We start from the raw sequence: 14665 nt of genomic DNA, 5'->3' as shown, positions 1-14665 counted from the left end.
ACCGACTTTGACATCCATTTTCATTACGGGATATTTCTGTACTCATGAAAACTCCCTCTCCGCGCGGAATCGCGCTCACGGTCGCGCTCTCCGCCGCACTGGCTGCCGGATGCTCGGCGCCTGCCCCTCCTCCTGCGCAGGAGTCCGGCAGCGGACCCGAGCAGGCCCCGGCCGAGGTCTCCGCCGCCGAACCGCGGCTCGCGCTCACCTACGACGGCGGGGTCCTGATCGTCGACGAAACGAACTTGACCGTGGTGGACGACGTCCCGCTCGGCGGATTCACCCGGCTCGCCCCCGCAGGCGACGGCCGCCACGTCATGATCTCCACGGAGGGCGGGTTCCGGGCGCTCGATACCGGCAGTTGGTCGGAGCGCCACGGCGACCACCGCCACCACTACTCCGGCCCTGCCGCGCTCACCGAGACGGTCTTCCCCGCCGGGAAACCGGGACACGTTGTCGCCCACGGGGGTACGACAGCACTGTTCGACGACGCCACCGGACGGGCCGAGTTGATCGATCCTTTCGGTCTCGCTGCTACAGAAGGCGTTACCGACTCCGAGTCCTACACCGCCCCGCACGCACACCACGGGGTCGCGGTCGCACTCGCGGACGGATCGCTTCTCGTCACGCTCGGAGACAGTGATTCTCGCACGGGCATAGCACTTCTCGATTCGAGCAGGCGCGAGATTGCCCGCACCGAAGAATGCCCCGGCGTACACGGCGAAGCCGTAGCGGAGGGCGAGACCATCGTCTTCGGATGCCAGGACGGCATGATGATCTACCGTAACGGCACTTTTACCAAAGCCACGAGCCGCGACGACTACGGCCGTATCGGCAACCAGGCCGGATCTCCGGTCTCCCCCGTCGTACTGGGCGACTACAAGACCGATCCGGATGCAGACCTCGAACGGCCCGAAACCGTTGCGCTCGTAGACACCCGTACCGCCGAGATCCGGCTGGTGGACCTGGGCACGAGTTACACCTTCCGCTCGCTCGGCCGCGGCCCCGACGGTGAAGCGGTCGTACTGGGCACCGACGGAGCCCTCCACGTGCTCGATCCGGAATCGGGGGAGACGATCCGCCGCATGGACGTCCTCGCACAGTGGACCGAACCCGAGGACTGGCAGACGCCGCGACCGGCGCTCTCGGTGAGCGGACGCACCGCGTTCGTCACCGATCCCGCGACCGACTCGCTCCACGCGGTGGACCTCGTTTCCGGCGACATTCGCACCGGTTCCCTTCCACACACGCCGAACGAGATCAGCGGGACGTGACCCACGTCCGGAGAATATTCGCCTATCTAGCGTTATTTCTAGAAAGATGAATATTCTCCGGATGTCTCAGTCGTGAGAGAGATCACATTTAGAAGCCGGCGAACAGGGTATGCCAAAGCGGCTGCGGGACCATGCTTCTCGTCCCTCCACGGAAATTACAACGATTGTGTAACGTAGCCACATCTGTTTCCGACCCGGAGGTACCCGCCCGTGCTGTTGACCGAAGTCCGCTCCCGACCTGTGCAATCCGCGTTGATCGCGGTGGGTCTCGTGGTCTCGGTCCTGGCGGTGTGGGGCTATATGCGTGACGCGACCACCGAATACCTCATGGACCTCGACGTATTCCGCGACGCCGGCTGGGCTTTCCTCCACCACACACCGCTCTACACCGAGGGCTTCTTCAGTCATTCCGGGTTCCGGTTCATCTACCCACCGTTCGCGGCCTTCCTCTTCGCTCCGATGGCTCTGGTGAGCAGCGCCGTGCTGCAGGTGGTGTGGACGGCCGGACTCATCGCACTCGTGTGGTGGATGCTGCAGGTGATCTACCGTCGCCTGGACATCGGTTACGCCGGCCTGATCGCGTCGGCCACGCTCGGTGTCGTCCTCTTCCTCGAACCGTTCCGCTCGAACTTCGCGTTCGGCCAAATCAACATCGTGCTGATGGCGCTCGTCGTCGCCGACGTCCTCGGGGTCATCCCCAAGCGCTTCCGCGGTGTGGGTATCGCCCTGGCCGCCGCGATCAAGGTCACTCCGGCAGCATTCGGCCTGCTCCTGTTGCTGCGCCGGGATCTGCCGTCGGTAGCGCGCGCGTTCGGCGCGTTCATCGCGACCGTCGCGTTCGGCTACTGGCTGCGGCCCGAGTCGACCGTCTTCTTCTGGACCGAGGAATTCTTCGCGACCGATCGTGCGGGCGACCCCGGATTCTTCCGGAATCAGGCACTGACCGGCCTCATCGCGCGATTCGACTTGTCCGAGGGCCTCAGCAAAGCCCTGTGGCTGGCCGGCGCCGCGCTGATCGTGACCGCCACCGCGTGGGCCGCCTACCGCTTCCTCCGCGCGGACGAACCCGTGGTGGCGCTCGCGCTCGTCGGCCTCGCGTCGCTGCTCGCTGCCCCCATCGCGGTCACCCATCACTGGGTGTACGCGCTGTTCCTCGTGCCGCTTCTCGTCGCACCCCGGTATCGCTCCTGGTGGCCCGTCCTGCTCCCCGCCACCCTGGTCTTCCTCGCCGGGCCCAACCACCTGCTGCGCGACGCGGCGTCGCGAGGATGGGTGGAACAACTCCTTCTCGAAGTACTCGGCACGTCGCAGTGCCTCGCAGCCATCGCGGTGTTCGTCGCCGCGGTGATCGCGGCGCGCAGCCGCCGCCCGGCACTGGCCGAAGAATCCGACGTGTCCGAAGACGTACCGGCGCCGCAGCAGGAGGCTCAGCCCCACACGGTGGACGCGACCAGATAGAGACCTGTCCCCACCACCGTGCTGAGAGCGGCGTTGCGGCGCCACACGTGCACCGCGACGGTTCCCGCCAGGCCGACGGTCGCGGGCAGCCACGTCGTCTGCCCGACGTCACGCAGTGTGTACATCACCAGGATCACCATGACCCCCGCGGGCATCGTGCGGCCGAGAAAGCCGACGAAGGCCGAGTCCCGCAAAGCGGACAACGCCACGAAAGGCGCCGCGCGCAGCGCCACGGTCACCGCGAACATCACCAACAACGCGGTGAATACGTATCCGGCACCCGGCACCGAGTCAGGCACGGGTCGTCGCATTCCGGTAGACGAACCGGACGAACAGCGCCGCGACGAACAGCGTCAGGCCGATCACCAGCATCTGCTCTTTCGCGACCAGCATCGCCACGAGACCGCACACCAGCGCGATCACGGGCGCGGGCACGTCGCGGTTCGCACGGAACGCATCGATCGCGAGCACCGCGAACAACGCGGTGAGGGCGAACTCGAGACCCTCCAGTCCGGCGGGCAGCACCGCTCCGATCAGCGCACCGACCGTGCCCGACGCGACCCACACGATCTGGCACACCACTTGCACGGTGAGGATCCGGGTGCCGGACAGGTCGTCGCGTGCCTTGGGCGCGACGATCGCGTACGACTCGTCGGTGAGCGCGTAGACGCCGTAGAGCCGTCCGATACGACTGCGGATCCGGTGCAGCGGAAACGACAGTCCGTAGAAGACATGACGGAAATTGACCAGCAGCGTCGCGGCGGCGATCGACGCAAGGGGCGTCACGGCGCCGATCAGACCGATCGCGAGGAACTCCATCGACCCCGCGTAGATCACGGTGGAGAAGACCGGCGCCCACCACCACTCGAACCCGCCCTGCGTGAGCACCACGCCGAACGCGAGTCCGAGGGGGACGAGGCCGAGGCCGACGGCCCACGAATCGGCGATACCCGCACGGATCTGCGTGGTGCGAGGGTTGAGCATGGCTCCCAGGTTATCGACGGGCGCATTGCCCTCCGCGCGCACCGTACGATGACGCGTCCGTCCTCCCCGACAGTTCGACGGGGCCGCACTCGGCGGCCCGACACGGAAAGGTGACCGGTGGCGTCCACCCTCGATTCCTTCACGAATGCGGTGCAGTCCGCGTGGCAGGCCGTCTCCACGGTCGATGAGCCGGCTCCGTCATGGCTGGTGGTCGGTACCGCGGTCATCGCCCTTGCGCTGGTGTGGGTGCGGCCGCTGTGGCTCAAGACCCGGCATGTCATCACGCAGGCGCACGAGGGCTCCCACGCGCTCGTCGCCGCTCTCGTCGGGCGGAAACTCTCCGGGATCCGGCTGCACAGCGACACCTCCGGTGTGATGGTGTCCTCCGGAAACCCCCGCGGACCCGGAATGATCGCGACGACCTTCGCCGGGTACACCGGCCCCGCCGTCCTGGGCTTCGCGGCCGCGACGCTGCTGACCCTCGATCGTCCCGCCGCGGTGCTGTGGTCGATCCTCGCAGCGCTCGCGGTCCTGCTGCTGCTGATCCGCAACCTCTACGGGTTCATCTCGGTGGTTCTCGCCGGCGCCCTGGTCGGTGCGGCCGCCTACTTCGGTGATCCCGTGGTCCGCTACGCAGCCGCGTATCTGATCACCTGGATTCTGCTCCTCGGCGCGACGCGTCCGGTTCTGGAACTGGCACGCACCCACCGGCAGGGTCGCGGGCGCGGCTCGGACGCCGATCAGTTGCGGGGGCTCACCCGGATACCGGCCGGGATCTGGATCGCGATCTTCGCGCTCGTCACGGCGGGGACCGCCGTGTACGGGACGGTGCGGGTCGTGGTGACCCACCTCGGGTGACCGCCCCGCGGTCGCACTGCCGGCGCTCGGCCGGTCAGAAGATCCCGATGGCTTCCGCGGTGTCGAGAACGACCTCCGAGGCGTGCCACTCGGCCCACATCGCGGCCTCGCCCGCGCCCTCCGTGGCCGGGGACATCAGTGCCCGGCTGCTGGCCCATGCCACCGCGCGCACCGTCTGGAAGAAGATCCCGGCGGCACGCTCACTCCCGATGACGTCGCCCACGATCGACACCGAGAAGAGTTCGCTGAGATCGGTTCCGTAGTCGGCCTCGATCTCGCGGATGATGTTCGGCGTCGCCGTGCCGAGGACCTCGCCGTACCGGTTGAAGTCGTCCCACCGCTCAGCCGGGGTATCGACCGCGGCGAGCGCGGCGGGCAGGTCGAGCAGCAGATGCGCGCTCATCCCGCTGGTGGCCACACGACCGCCGGAGTGCTCGCAGTCCGTCGCGGTCCGGTAGTAGAGCTCCCACGGCGCGGGCACCGGCTCGCCCGTCGCATGCGCGTGCACGCCTGCCAGGTAGCGCTGCACGAAGTCCACGGCGAGGTCCTCGGCCCACTGCGAATCGTCGTAGTCGCCGCGCTCGATCGAGGGGACGGTGGTGTCGAGGATCTCCTTGTAGACGACCGCGAATCCGCCGCGCGGGTCTCCCGCGTCACCCCACAGCTCGGCGATCTCGGTGACGTTGTCGCGAGCGTCCTGCAGGGTCCGGTTGTTCTCGGGTGCCGATATGTCCGCTATTTCCGCCATGACCCCGGCGTCCACGCGGGGCGCGCAGGCGGAAGCGGGGCGCGCCTGGGCAGTGGACGTGGCCGTACCGACGAGGAGACCTACGGCCATCGTGACAGCGGTGAACGCAGAGACCATGAAGCCAGCCGGTTTTTTCATGAGGATCAAGGCTAGCCCGGTCCACCTGTTTCGGACAAACGCCGCTATTCGATCTCGGATCACCGATCCGAGGAACGCGCCCGGCCCGAACGGGCCCGGCAGCAATCCCGATCATGGGGACGGACGCCGAACCGGACGGAGCTGAGCGGGTCAGCCGAAGTCGACCTGCCGGTGCGCATTGGCCAGCGCGGTGACCACCCCGGTCCCGAACGGACCGAGCCTGTCGAACAGCACGGCCGTGCCCACCGCGACCCCGTCGGTGCCGATGTGATTGTCCGCCTCCACACCCACTTCGAGACCTTCGGGGAGGCGCGACAACGCCAGCGTCACGTCGGCGTTGATGAATCCGACACCCTTGTCGCCCCAGTTGGTCACGAAACTCGTTCCCTCACCGACCATCGCGGTGTTGACGAAGGGCGACTGTTCTTCCCCGACGATCACCGGGAGCTGCCTCGACCACAGGCGTTTGCGATCCGCATTCTGGTGTTCCGACCGCCCCCTCGACCACCGCCCGTCACTGCTGTACCAGGAGTAGGTGTCCGTGGCCGGAGGGGAATCGAGTACTTCCCGTGGTGGCTCCGGATGCTCGTCGCGGGTCCAGACCGATCCCGGAGGCTGCTCCGACCGCCGCAGGTACACGACCGTTGCCCGTGCGGACACCTTCCCGCCCTGGATCAGGCTTGCGTCGGCGACCCGAATCCGGTTCCCGTCCCGCACCCGGGTCGTGGTGAAGGTGATCGGCTCGTTGCGGACCGGTGCGAACAGATCGAGAGTGAAGCGTGCCGGCACGAATCCGTCCGGCGCGTGCGCATTCTCGAGTTCCCGGGCGATCAGCCCGCTCACACACGGCCCGTTGAGCATGGTGTCCGACCACGGACTGGCCGCATATTTCGTCGGCGTGTAGATACCGTCGGCTTCGGTGAAGAATCCACGTTCCGGGCGTTGGGGCATTTCCGGATTCTCGCAAGTGCAGGTGTGAGCCCGTTCACCGGGGACGCCCCCGGAGGTGGCACCGAAAGCGATGGGCGAAGATGAGCGCGTGCGCGCACACGAGGTAGATACGGCCCGGGCACCGATCCCACTGCTCGTCGATGTCGACACCGGCATCGACGACGCCCTCGCCCTGCTGTACCTGCTGGCGAGCCCGGAAGCAGAGATCGCCGCAGTCCTGTGCACCGCGGGAAATGTCCCGGTGCACCAGGTGGCGACGAATACCCTTGCGTGGCTGGAGGTGTGCGGCCGCCCGGATATCGAAGTCGCGGTGGGATCGACGGTGCCCCTCGTCGCGCCGTTGATGACGACCGAGGATACGCACGGCCCCCGCGGTGTCGGTTACGCGGAACTGCCTGCGCCGACGCGCGACCCCTCGGCACGCTCCGCTGCCGAAGCCTGGGTCGAACTCACGCGCGAGCGGCCCGGGGAACTGACCGGACTCGTCACCGGACCGCTGACGAACCTCGCTCTCGCTGTGCGTCTCGACCCCGGTGTTCTCACCCGGCTCCGCCGACTGGTCGTGATGGGAGGTTGCTTCAATCACCCGGGCAACACCACGCCGACTTCGGAGTGGAACGTCGCGGTCGATCCCGAGGCCGCGAAAGTCGTGTTCGATGCCTTCGCGGGACTCGCCCCCGAGCGGCGTCCGCTGCTCTGCCCGTTGGATACGACCGAGTCGATCGAGATGCATCCCGCGCACATCGCCCGGATCGCAGAGCTCGCGGGAAGTGTTCCCGGAGAAGACTTGTCGCCGGACGATCCCCGCGGCCGGCGATCACGGGCGTCCGTTCCTGTCGTACGCCACCTGTCCGATGCGTTGCGGTTCTACATGGAGTTCCATCGAGACCAGAACCTGGGATACCTCGCCCACGTGCACGATCCGTTCGCCGCGGCGGTGGCACTCGGCACCGTCCCCTTCGTGACACGACCCGCCACCGTCGATGTCGAACTCGACGGGCGGATCACTCGGGGCACGACGGTCGCCGACTGGTCGGGAATCTGGGGACGAGAACCCGATGCCGACATCGTGGTCGGTACGGAACCCGAATATTTCTTCACTCATCTCGTCGAGCGAGTCGCACTTTATGTGCGCGAGTTGTACGTACCCGGGAGTAACAACTAGCGTCGCGTTTGCAACATTTCGGGGACAAGGAGAATAGCGTGGCGCAGAAAGTGCGCGTCGAGTATTTCGACGACATCGACGGTCAACCCATCGCCGATGGTCTGGCGCAATCGTTTCGGATCTCCGTGGACGACGTGGAGTACGAAATCGACCTCCGTCCGGCCAACGCGGACAAGTTCTGGGCCGTTCTACGTCCGTGGCTGAAGAAGCCCCCCGGCGCACGCACACCGGCCGCGCGCGCCGATGTCACGGAACGGGTGATCAAGCCGTCCCGGCCACGGGCGGCCCGCAAGCGCAAGACCATTCCGTCCACCCGCTCCCCGGAACAACTGGCGGCGATCCGGCACTGGGCCCGCAACGAAGGGTTCGACGTCAGTTCGCGGGGCCGCATTCCGTCGCACATCCTCGAGCGGTTCGAGGCAGCGCACTCCTGATCAGGAAGTCAGGTGATGTCGATCGTCGCGGTGGATGGTCACCGCGGCGACGACTACACCCACCACCACGCCGATGAGGGTGTCCCCGACTCGACTGAGCGCGATATCGGCACCGAGTGGTTCGCCGATTCCGGTGAGTAACAGCGCCATTGCGGTGACGAAGATGCTTGCGACGGCGTAATTGCGGGTGACGAACAACTCGGTGATCGTCTGGAGCAGCACGATGACCGCTACGACCGGCCAATAACCGAGATCGAGTACCAGCACCGCCGCCGCGATGAGAGCCCCGACGACGTTGCCGAGCAGACGTTGAATCGCACGGGCGACGGTGTGCCGGTAATTGACGCCCTGCAGGGCGGCCATCGCGCCCATCGTCGCCCACAGCGGATGCTCCAACCCGACGACCGCCGCGAAGCCTCCCGCGAGTGCCGAAGCGGCCAGGACGCGGCACGCGCCGATGAACAGCGCCCGGTCTCGCAGGAGCAGCGCTCCCTCACGGACGAAACCCCGGGGGCGCTCGAGGTCCGGCACGGCCGAGATGTCCTCGCGAGGAATATCGATGGTGGGGCGCGTCTTCCGCAGTTCCGCCTCGAATCGGACGAAGTCGGCGCGGCGTCCCGCGAGGGTGTCGTGTGGCCCGCTGTCGATCACTGCTTCCGCGGCGCCCACGAGTGCCAGCAGTTCGGCGGTGTGTGAATCCCTGCGGCTGCCGAGCGCGATCACTTCCCGCGCCCGCGTGGCCGCCGCGCGGGCGGCGGACACGGCTGCTTCACCCTCGGTCTCGAGAGCAGCGGTCGCCGCGAGGGCACGCGCGACGGCGACGCGCGCCGGCCCGTGTGGATTCCAGAGCGCCGGGAGCAGCGCGACGATCCAGCCGACCAGTGCGCCCATCGCGGCCGCGGCGGTGGCGATCCGCACGTCGGAGCCGGTGTGGGCGAATCCTGCCGCGCCGGCGGCGGCGAAGATCAGGATGACGGGTCCCGGGCCCGTCATCCTGAATGCGGACAGGAATAGATAGGCCAGTCCTGCCGCCACCGACAGCACCGCGATCTGGAGCCATATCGAGAGTCCGAGCACGCCGAGCACCGCACCGGCGAACGTGTATGCGACGACACACGCTCCGATACACGCGAGCTTTCCTGCCATCCGCGGGTACGGCTCGTGGCGAAGGAAGGCACAGCACAGCGATCCGAGCGCCGCAAAACCTGCGACCTCGCTGTATCCGAGCAATCCACCACCGACGAGCGCGATGAGCGTCGCGAGACCGACGCGTATCGCGATCGCGACAGTCGGGTCTGCGCGGCGCATTTCGACCACGTCGTGCCAAGCGGACGGCGAGACGGAATGGGCCAGCGCGCGTACCGAGTGCTGCACGCGACTGTCACGCGTGCCGGAGGAGGAGCGCCGCATTCCCCCCACAATAATACTTTGAGGATAAATTATCTACGAAGCGATTCGCTCCGGCCGTTAGAATGCGCATATGCCCTCGTCTTCCGACCGCCCCGACTACGTCGACCGCGTCCGTCGCGCATGGGAAGACCTCTACCCCGACCTCGATCTCCGACCCCTCGACGTGATCGGCCGCATCACGCGCATCGGTGCACTCGCCCTCATCCGACTCGAACGGGAACTCGAACCGCGCGGCATCGGACGCACCGAATTCGAGGTGCTCAGCGCACTTGCGCGAAGCCCCCATCCGCTGCGTGCCAGCGAAGTCACCTCGGTCACCGGCATTTCCGGTGCGTCCACCACCAAGCACACCGAGCGACTCGCGAAACTCGGACTCGTGGAACGGCTTCGCCTCGAGCGGGACGGACGCGTCGTGCTGTTGTCCCTCACCGATACCGGCCGTGCCCTGGTCGAGTCGGAACTACCGCGGCGGGTGCAGAGCGAGCGGCTCATGCTGGACGGGCTGAGTGAGGACGAACTCGAGGTACTGACGGGCCTGCTGCGGCGCATCGCACGCAACGTCGAAGATCAGACGTTCTCCTGATCGGCAGCCGCATCGCCGGCACGCCGTGATCCCATCCGGCGCTGCGAGATCAGGGCATCTCCATCGTTTCCGACCGTTCGATCTCCGCGATCGCCCGGCGCAGGCAGGGACCGGGGGCCGCCTTCCGCGCGGCGAGCAGATCGGTCAGTACCAACAGCCCGGCGGTGAGGTACTGCTCCGGCGCGATACGAGGATCCGTCGCCTCGACGTCCTGCACCCCCAGAGCGCCGGTGATCACCGCGACCACCGCGTCGGGCTGCATCGACGGAAGCCATCGCACACCGTCGCGTACGGCTCGCGTGAGAACGGTCTGCACGTCCTCACCCGTCAGGCCGTCGGGATGAAGTTCTTCGAACAACTCCCGCATCATCCCGGCATGGACCGCGGTGACCGTCTCGTACGGCAGCCCGACCAGATCGTCGAGTGCATCGCCGAAGACCTCGCTCGCTCCGGCGCGCGCAGCAACGAGAGCCGCATCGGTCGCGGACGCGATCCGCTGGGTCGTCTTCGGCCAATGATCGGGCCACACAGTACTTCGCCTCGCTTTCGGTCGCAGGTCCGCCGGGGGTCGGGGCGGCGAATCCTGCCGCATCAGTTTTCACGATGCCACCGACCCTTCTGCGAACGGGCCGCACCCCCCCCCGCGATGCAGCGGTGCCGTTTTCGGGTCACGGCCACTGCCGCGGGCCTATTCTGAGCACACCAAGATCACGACTTCGAGGTGTCATCACGAGGAGTTCCCATGTCCGCGAACCCTGTTTCTCCCTCCGACCCGTTCAGGTCGCTGTTCAAGCAAATCTGGTGGGTAGTCCTCATCCGCGGCATTCTCGCCGTGCTCTTCGGCATCGTCGCGCTCGCGTGGCCGAACATCACGGTGTGGGCACTGGTCATCGTCTTCGCGATCTACGCGATCGTCGACGGGGTGGTGCTCGGTGCCCACGCGGTACGCGACCGCGCGTCGCTCGCCGGGTGGGGGTGGTGGCTCGCGATGGCTGTCGTGTCGGTTGTCGCCGGCATCGTGGCTCTCGTCTGGCCCGGGATCACCGCGCTCGCCCTGCTGTACGTGGTCGCCTTCTACGCCATCCTGTACGGCATCACCGGCATCGTCGGCGGCCTTCGATTCCGGAAGGTCCCGGAATCCGGGTGGGTCTGGTCGGTGATCGCCGGGGTCCTCGCGGTGGTGTTCGGCCTGATCCTTCTCATCTTCCCCGGAGAAGGCATCCTCAGCCTGATCTTCCTCGTCGGCATCTACGCGATCCTGTTCGGCGCGCTGCTGATCGTGATGGCGTTCCAGGTGCGCAACTCCGCGAAGCGGATCGGCGTCATCTGACGGGCGGCGCTCCTGCTTGCGGTGTAACAAACCGACCGGTATCCCCGACGTTCTGACGGAACACACTTCCTCAGAACGGATCGACTATGAATCCTCCTGCCGGCTGGCATCCCGACCCCTTCGACCCGTCCGTCGACCGCTATTGGGACGGTGAACGGTGGACGGAGCAAACCAGGCCGAAAGGTAGCGATACTCCCACCCAGGTCTTCGGTTCTGTCGATCCAGGGGGCAACCCGCCGGCCGAGGAAAAGAAGCGCCGGAAGTGGCCGTGGGTGGTCGGCGCAGGGTTCGTGGGGCTGTTGGCCCTCGGAGCAGCCGTAGGCGAGGAACAACCGGCGCCTGATTCCACCTCGGTCGTGTCTACGACGACCAGTTCGGCAGCTCAGACCACAACGACGGCGCGACCCACCACGACGACAACGCTCCGGACGACTACCCCGGCGCCCACCACGACCTCGGAGGCTCCCGCTCCGGTGCCGTTGGTCCCTCAGGTGGAAACGACAACCAGCGCGACAACGGACTACACGCCACCGGCTGCCCCGGCGTACACCCCGCCCCCGGCAACGCAATACACGCCTCCGCCCACCGCGGAGTACACACCTCCGCCCACGACGGAGTACACGCCTCCGCCGCAACCGAGTGCGTCGTACAAGAACTGCGGCGAGGTAAAGGCAGCAGGTGCCGCTCCCATCCGTAGAGGCGAAGCCGGGTATGCAGCCCACCTGGACAGGGACGGGGACGGCATCGCCTGCGAAAAGTAGCCTCCTGGCGGTGCAGGCGGCATCCGCCGACCCGATAGCGACCGGTCAGGCGTTCGCGAGTCGTCCCCACGCGTGCCAATGATCGATCTCGATCCACGCGCTCACCCGCCGCCTGTCGCGCTGGTGGTAGGGGCGGCCGGTGTAGTGCGTCGAGATGCGGTCGATATCGGCCAGATCCGGATCGTCGACGAATTCCACCACCCGGCCCTGGATGCTGACGTGGGTGATCCAGTCCTGGGGATCCATCGCGGACAGGCTCACACGCGGGTCGTGGCGCAGGTATTCGAGCCGCTTTCGTCCCTCGTCCATGTTCACGAGAATGCGACCGTTCTCGTACATGTACCAGGTGGGCACCGACACCGGTTGCCCGTCGGCCCGCAGCGTGCTGATGGTGGCGTAATTGGGCTGGGCAAGGAACTCGGCAACGGCGGCAGGAACCGGAGGCTTCGGCACAATCGAGCCTTTCTCGAGGTGAGGATCGGTACCGGACAAGCCTATGCCCGAGCACGCGGGTCGTCCGCCGGAAGTGCACCGAGAAGACAGCGCGCCGACGCTCAATACCGCGGGTTGGCAACCCTCAGCCGCGTTTCTGCCAGATCTCGGATGACGCAGCCGACCGGTGTGTCCCCCAGAGTGACGTCACCTGCACGCAGGCCGAGTGCGAGTTCCGATTCCGTGCGATAGCCGAGAGCCGCGAGCCGCGCGCGAAGTTGTTCTCGCACCGCGTATCCGACCTCCGACTCGCGCGCGGCGATACCGAGAACATGCGCGGCGACACGAGAGCGATAGACGGTCCGCGGGTCGGCCCCTGCTGACGCGTCGACGACGAAATCCTGGACCGCCCGCAGCAACTCGCCGATGCGGGGAGTGCCGAACAACTCGTCTGCCCGATCGTCACCGGCCTGTGCGACGTCACCGGTCGCACTCGCCGGCACACCGAGCAGGTCCAGCAGGTCGTGTTCGCATTCCGCGACGCGGCGGCCGATGACCAGCAGTTCGAGGGTGTTGTCGCCGACCTCGCCCGCACGCATCGCCTGCACCCGGCAGATGACCGCCCACCGCAGCGACCCGAAGACCTCCCACCAGCGCACCGCATCCGGATCCGGTGTGACACCGCATTCCTCGGCGTAACCGCGAAACAGGTCGTCGCGCGACCCGAATCCTCCGACGGGGTGCGGCGACCCGAATCGCCATGTCTTCGTGCACAGCCAGCCGAGATCTTCCATCGGGTCGCCCACGTGCGCCAGCTCCCAGTCCAGCACCCCCCGGATGCCGTCCTCGTCGACGAGGATGTTTCCGTTACGGAAATCGCCGTGCACGACCGACTTCCGTGTGGCCGTTGGCCGGTTGTCTCTCAGCCAGGAGAACGCCGCCTCCAGAGCGGGCAACGGAGCTCCGGTCCGCGTGTACTGGCCGAACAGAAACTCCATCGGGTCGTAGTCCGGAAGGCCCGGCACCGCCACCGGGTCCATCCGGTGCAGTCGGGCGAGCGCGCGCCCGAGGTCGTACGGTAGGCGCGGTCGCACGGAACCGAACCGCTCGTCGCGCAGCAGACGCTGGGGCAGCGCCTCGCCGGGCAGTCGTGACATCACCAGGTACGAGCCGATACCCGGCGACGGCTCGGTGCCACTGCTGTCCAGGATCTCCGGTACTGGGACTCCCGCTCTGCCCGCTTCCACGAAAGCCGCTGCTTCCATGGACATTCGGGTGGGATCTTCTCGGCCCGGCGGGTCGCGGCGCAGGATCAGTTCGCGTGGCACCGCGGGATCGGGCTTCGTCGTCAGCGACCAGGTCTCGCGGCTGGCCCCGCCGGTGAGCCGTTCGACGCCGGTGAACACGCACGACGCGCCCAGGACCGTCGACAGTCGCTCCGCCAGTGCTTCCTCGAACGTCTCCCTCATCCTGTACCGCACCGTCGTCCTGCGGGCGGGGCGATCAGTCGAATTCCATGCCCGCCGCCTCGCCGCGCTGTCGCGTCGTGTTGGCGCCGTCGAGTGATTCACGAATGATGTCGGCGTGTCCGCTGTGGTGGGCGGTCTCGCGAATGATGTGGATGAGGATCTTGCGGGCACTCATCCATTCCCGTGTAGGCGTCCACGGAGCAATCGGAAGCGGCACCTGTCGGTTCAGGTCGAGAGTCACGACGTACTCCTCCGTCGCATCCGCGATCGCGCGGTAGTTCTCGAGCAGGTCGGCGAGGGACTCGTCGTCGCGCATGAAGTACTGCTCCATCTGCGCATCCATGTCCGTGACCTCGGCGTTTTCGTCCATCTCACGAATCGTCTCGATCCAGGACCGCTCGGTGTTCGCGACGTGCTTGACGAGGCCACCCAGCGTCAGCTCGCTCGCGGTCGAGCGCGTGCGGGCCTGCTCGTCGTCGATTCCGCGGACGGTGATGAGAAACATCTCGCGCTGCTCGGCCAGCATCTCGAGGATGTCCGCGTGTTCACCGGTGACTGTGCTCTGGTTCATGACCACTCCTCGTTTCCGGATTCCGTCGATGCTGTCACGGTAGAAACGATTGCGGTCGGCTTCGGTCCTAGATCTGCGCCTCGTGCCGGATTCGGTACA

General features: G+C 66.9%; 17 protein-coding genes. 8 read left to right on the top strand and 9 right to left on the bottom strand.

Annotated features, from left to right (window positions below; all coding sequences use genetic code 11):
- Positions 1-44 precede the first annotated feature (44 nt).
- Positions 45-1274 carry a zinc metallochaperone AztD gene (aztD, locus tag ACLQ3J_RS12735; RefSeq protein WP_425903449.1) on the top strand — a complete coding sequence of 410 codons (1230 nt, stop codon included), beginning with the start codon at positions 45-47 and terminating at the stop codon, positions 1272-1274.
- A 210-nt stretch (positions 1275-1484) separates the two neighbouring features.
- Positions 1485-2732 carry a glycosyltransferase 87 family protein gene (locus ACLQ3J_RS12730; RefSeq protein WP_425903447.1) on the top strand — a complete coding sequence of 416 codons (1248 nt, stop codon included), beginning with the start codon at positions 1485-1487 and terminating at the stop codon, positions 2730-2732.
- Here ACLQ3J_RS12730 and ACLQ3J_RS12725 read toward each other — a convergent pair.
- Together ACLQ3J_RS12725 and ACLQ3J_RS12720 are read right to left on the bottom strand one after the other, a co-directional pair.
- Positions 2702-3031: a branched-chain amino acid transporter permease gene (locus tag ACLQ3J_RS12725; RefSeq protein ID WP_169622922.1), complete on the bottom strand. Its 330-nt coding sequence runs from the start codon at positions 3029-3031 to the stop codon at positions 2702-2704. The genes ACLQ3J_RS12730 and ACLQ3J_RS12725 overlap by 31 nt on opposite strands.
- On the bottom strand, positions 3024-3716 hold the full coding sequence (locus ACLQ3J_RS12720) for an AzlC family ABC transporter permease (protein WP_169622921.1): 693 nt from the start codon (positions 3714-3716) through the stop codon (positions 3024-3026). Before ACLQ3J_RS12720 ends, ACLQ3J_RS12725 begins: the two co-directional genes overlap by 8 nt.
- Before the next feature lie 117 nt (positions 3717-3833).
- Between ACLQ3J_RS12720 and ACLQ3J_RS12715 the strand changes: the two genes are divergently transcribed.
- Positions 3834-4574, top strand: a complete 741-nt coding sequence (locus ACLQ3J_RS12715; RefSeq protein WP_296550372.1) for a M50 family metallopeptidase — start codon at positions 3834-3836, stop codon at positions 4572-4574.
- Between the two features lie 34 nt (positions 4575-4608).
- Here the strand turns inward: ACLQ3J_RS12715 and ACLQ3J_RS12710 are convergent, their stop codons facing one another.
- Complete coding sequence (locus tag ACLQ3J_RS12710) at positions 4609-5460, bottom strand: DUF5995 family protein (RefSeq protein WP_296550371.1); 852 nt, start codon at positions 5458-5460, stop codon at positions 4609-4611.
- Between the two features lie 150 nt (positions 5461-5610).
- A complete protein-coding gene (locus tag ACLQ3J_RS12705; RefSeq protein WP_169622918.1) occupies positions 5611-6411 on the bottom strand; it encodes an acyl-CoA thioesterase domain-containing protein in 801 nt (266 codons plus the stop codon).
- Positions 6412-6481: 70 nt separating this feature from the next.
- On the opposite strand from ACLQ3J_RS12705, the gene ACLQ3J_RS12700 reads away from it, so the two are divergent.
- Positions 6482-7576 carry a nucleoside hydrolase gene (locus tag ACLQ3J_RS12700; protein WP_425903444.1) on the top strand — a complete coding sequence of 365 codons (1095 nt, stop codon included), beginning with the start codon at positions 6482-6484 and terminating at the stop codon, positions 7574-7576.
- Between the two features lie 38 nt (positions 7577-7614).
- Positions 7615-8010: a histone-like nucleoid-structuring protein Lsr2 gene (locus ACLQ3J_RS12695; RefSeq protein WP_169652848.1), complete on the top strand. Its 396-nt coding sequence runs from the start codon at positions 7615-7617 to the stop codon at positions 8008-8010.
- Here ACLQ3J_RS12695 and ACLQ3J_RS12690 read toward each other — a convergent pair whose 3' ends face one another.
- Complete coding sequence (locus ACLQ3J_RS12690) at positions 8011-9420, bottom strand: FUSC family protein (RefSeq protein WP_425903442.1); 1410 nt, start codon at positions 9418-9420, stop codon at positions 8011-8013.
- Between the two features lie 70 nt (positions 9421-9490).
- Between ACLQ3J_RS12690 and ACLQ3J_RS12685 the strand changes: the two genes are divergently transcribed.
- A complete protein-coding gene (locus ACLQ3J_RS12685) occupies positions 9491-10003 on the top strand; it encodes a MarR family winged helix-turn-helix transcriptional regulator (protein WP_425903440.1) in 513 nt (170 codons plus the stop codon).
- A gap of 49 nt (positions 10004-10052) precedes the next feature.
- Here ACLQ3J_RS12685 and ACLQ3J_RS12680 read toward each other — a convergent pair whose 3' ends face one another.
- Entirely contained in the window at positions 10053-10532 is a 480-nt protein-coding gene (locus ACLQ3J_RS12680) for a hypothetical protein (protein ID WP_169652845.1), read from the bottom strand.
- Positions 10533-10745: 213 nt separating this feature from the next.
- On the opposite strand from ACLQ3J_RS12680, the gene ACLQ3J_RS12675 reads away from it, so the two are divergent.
- Together ACLQ3J_RS12675 and ACLQ3J_RS12670 are read left to right on the top strand one after the other, a co-directional pair.
- Positions 10746-11333, top strand: coding sequence for an HdeD family acid-resistance protein (locus tag ACLQ3J_RS12675; RefSeq protein ID WP_169623004.1), 588 nt, complete (start codon positions 10746-10748; stop codon positions 11331-11333).
- Between the two features lie 86 nt (positions 11334-11419).
- Positions 11420-12094: an excalibur calcium-binding domain-containing protein gene (locus ACLQ3J_RS12670; RefSeq protein ID WP_425903439.1), complete on the top strand. Its 675-nt coding sequence runs from the start codon at positions 11420-11422 to the stop codon at positions 12092-12094.
- 45 nt (positions 12095-12139) lie between these two features.
- Here the strand turns inward: ACLQ3J_RS12670 and ACLQ3J_RS12665 are convergent, their stop codons facing one another.
- The 3 genes from ACLQ3J_RS12665 to ACLQ3J_RS12655 all read right to left on the bottom strand — a co-directional run bounded on the left by ACLQ3J_RS12665 (position 12140) and on the right by ACLQ3J_RS12655 (position 14566).
- A complete protein-coding gene (locus ACLQ3J_RS12665; RefSeq protein ID WP_169623007.1) occupies positions 12140-12547 on the bottom strand; it encodes a PPOX class F420-dependent oxidoreductase in 408 nt (135 codons plus the stop codon).
- A 101-nt stretch (positions 12548-12648) separates the two neighbouring features.
- A complete protein-coding gene (locus tag ACLQ3J_RS12660) occupies positions 12649-13995 on the bottom strand; it encodes a phosphotransferase family protein (protein ID WP_425903437.1) in 1347 nt (448 codons plus the stop codon).
- 34 nt (positions 13996-14029) lie between these two features.
- On the bottom strand, positions 14030-14566 hold the full coding sequence (locus ACLQ3J_RS12655; RefSeq protein WP_296550367.1) for a DinB family protein: 537 nt from the start codon (positions 14564-14566) through the stop codon (positions 14030-14032).
- Positions 14567-14665: the final 99 nt, after the last annotated feature.

The organism is Rhodococcus sp. DT1, assembly GCF_049844875.1.
GTDB lineage: Bacteria > Actinomycetota > Actinomycetes > Mycobacteriales > Mycobacteriaceae > Rhodococcus.
The sequence above is the reverse complement of the archived record's forward strand: the minus strand, read 5'-3'. Positions and strand labels throughout refer to the sequence as shown.

What these genes read in the sequence shown, in the direction of transcription:
- aztD (WP_425903449.1), top strand. Translation starts at nt 45, where the DNA reads ATGAAAACTCCCTCTCCGCGCGGAATCGCGCTCACGGTCGCGCTCTCC.
- ACLQ3J_RS12720 (WP_169622921.1), bottom strand. Translation starts at nt 3,716, where the DNA reads ATGCTCAACCCTCGCACCACGCAGATCCGTGCGGGTATCGCCGATTCG.
- ACLQ3J_RS12710 (WP_296550371.1), bottom strand. Translation starts at nt 5,460, where the DNA reads ATGAAAAAACCGGCTGGCTTCATGGTCTCTGCGTTCACCGCTGTCACG.
- ACLQ3J_RS12705 (WP_169622918.1), bottom strand. Translation starts at nt 6,411, where the DNA reads ATGCCCCAACGCCCGGAACGTGGATTCTTCACCGAAGCCGACGGTATC.
- ACLQ3J_RS12700 (WP_425903444.1), top strand. Translation starts at nt 6,482, where the DNA reads ATGGGCGAAGATGAGCGCGTGCGCGCACACGAGGTAGATACGGCCCGG.
- ACLQ3J_RS12690 (WP_425903442.1), bottom strand. Translation starts at nt 9,420, where the DNA reads ATGCGGCGCTCCTCCTCCGGCACGCGTGACAGTCGCGTGCAGCACTCG.
- ACLQ3J_RS12685 (WP_425903440.1), top strand. Translation starts at nt 9,491, where the DNA reads ATGCCCTCGTCTTCCGACCGCCCCGACTACGTCGACCGCGTCCGTCGC.
- ACLQ3J_RS12675 (WP_169623004.1), top strand. Translation starts at nt 10,746, where the DNA reads ATGTCCGCGAACCCTGTTTCTCCCTCCGACCCGTTCAGGTCGCTGTTC.
- ACLQ3J_RS12670 (WP_425903439.1), top strand. Translation starts at nt 11,420, where the DNA reads ATGAATCCTCCTGCCGGCTGGCATCCCGACCCCTTCGACCCGTCCGTC.
- ACLQ3J_RS12660 (WP_425903437.1), bottom strand. Translation starts at nt 13,995, where the DNA reads ATGAGGGAGACGTTCGAGGAAGCACTGGCGGAGCGACTGTCGACGGTC.
- ACLQ3J_RS12655 (WP_296550367.1), bottom strand. Translation starts at nt 14,566, where the DNA reads ATGAACCAGAGCACAGTCACCGGTGAACACGCGGACATCCTCGAGATG.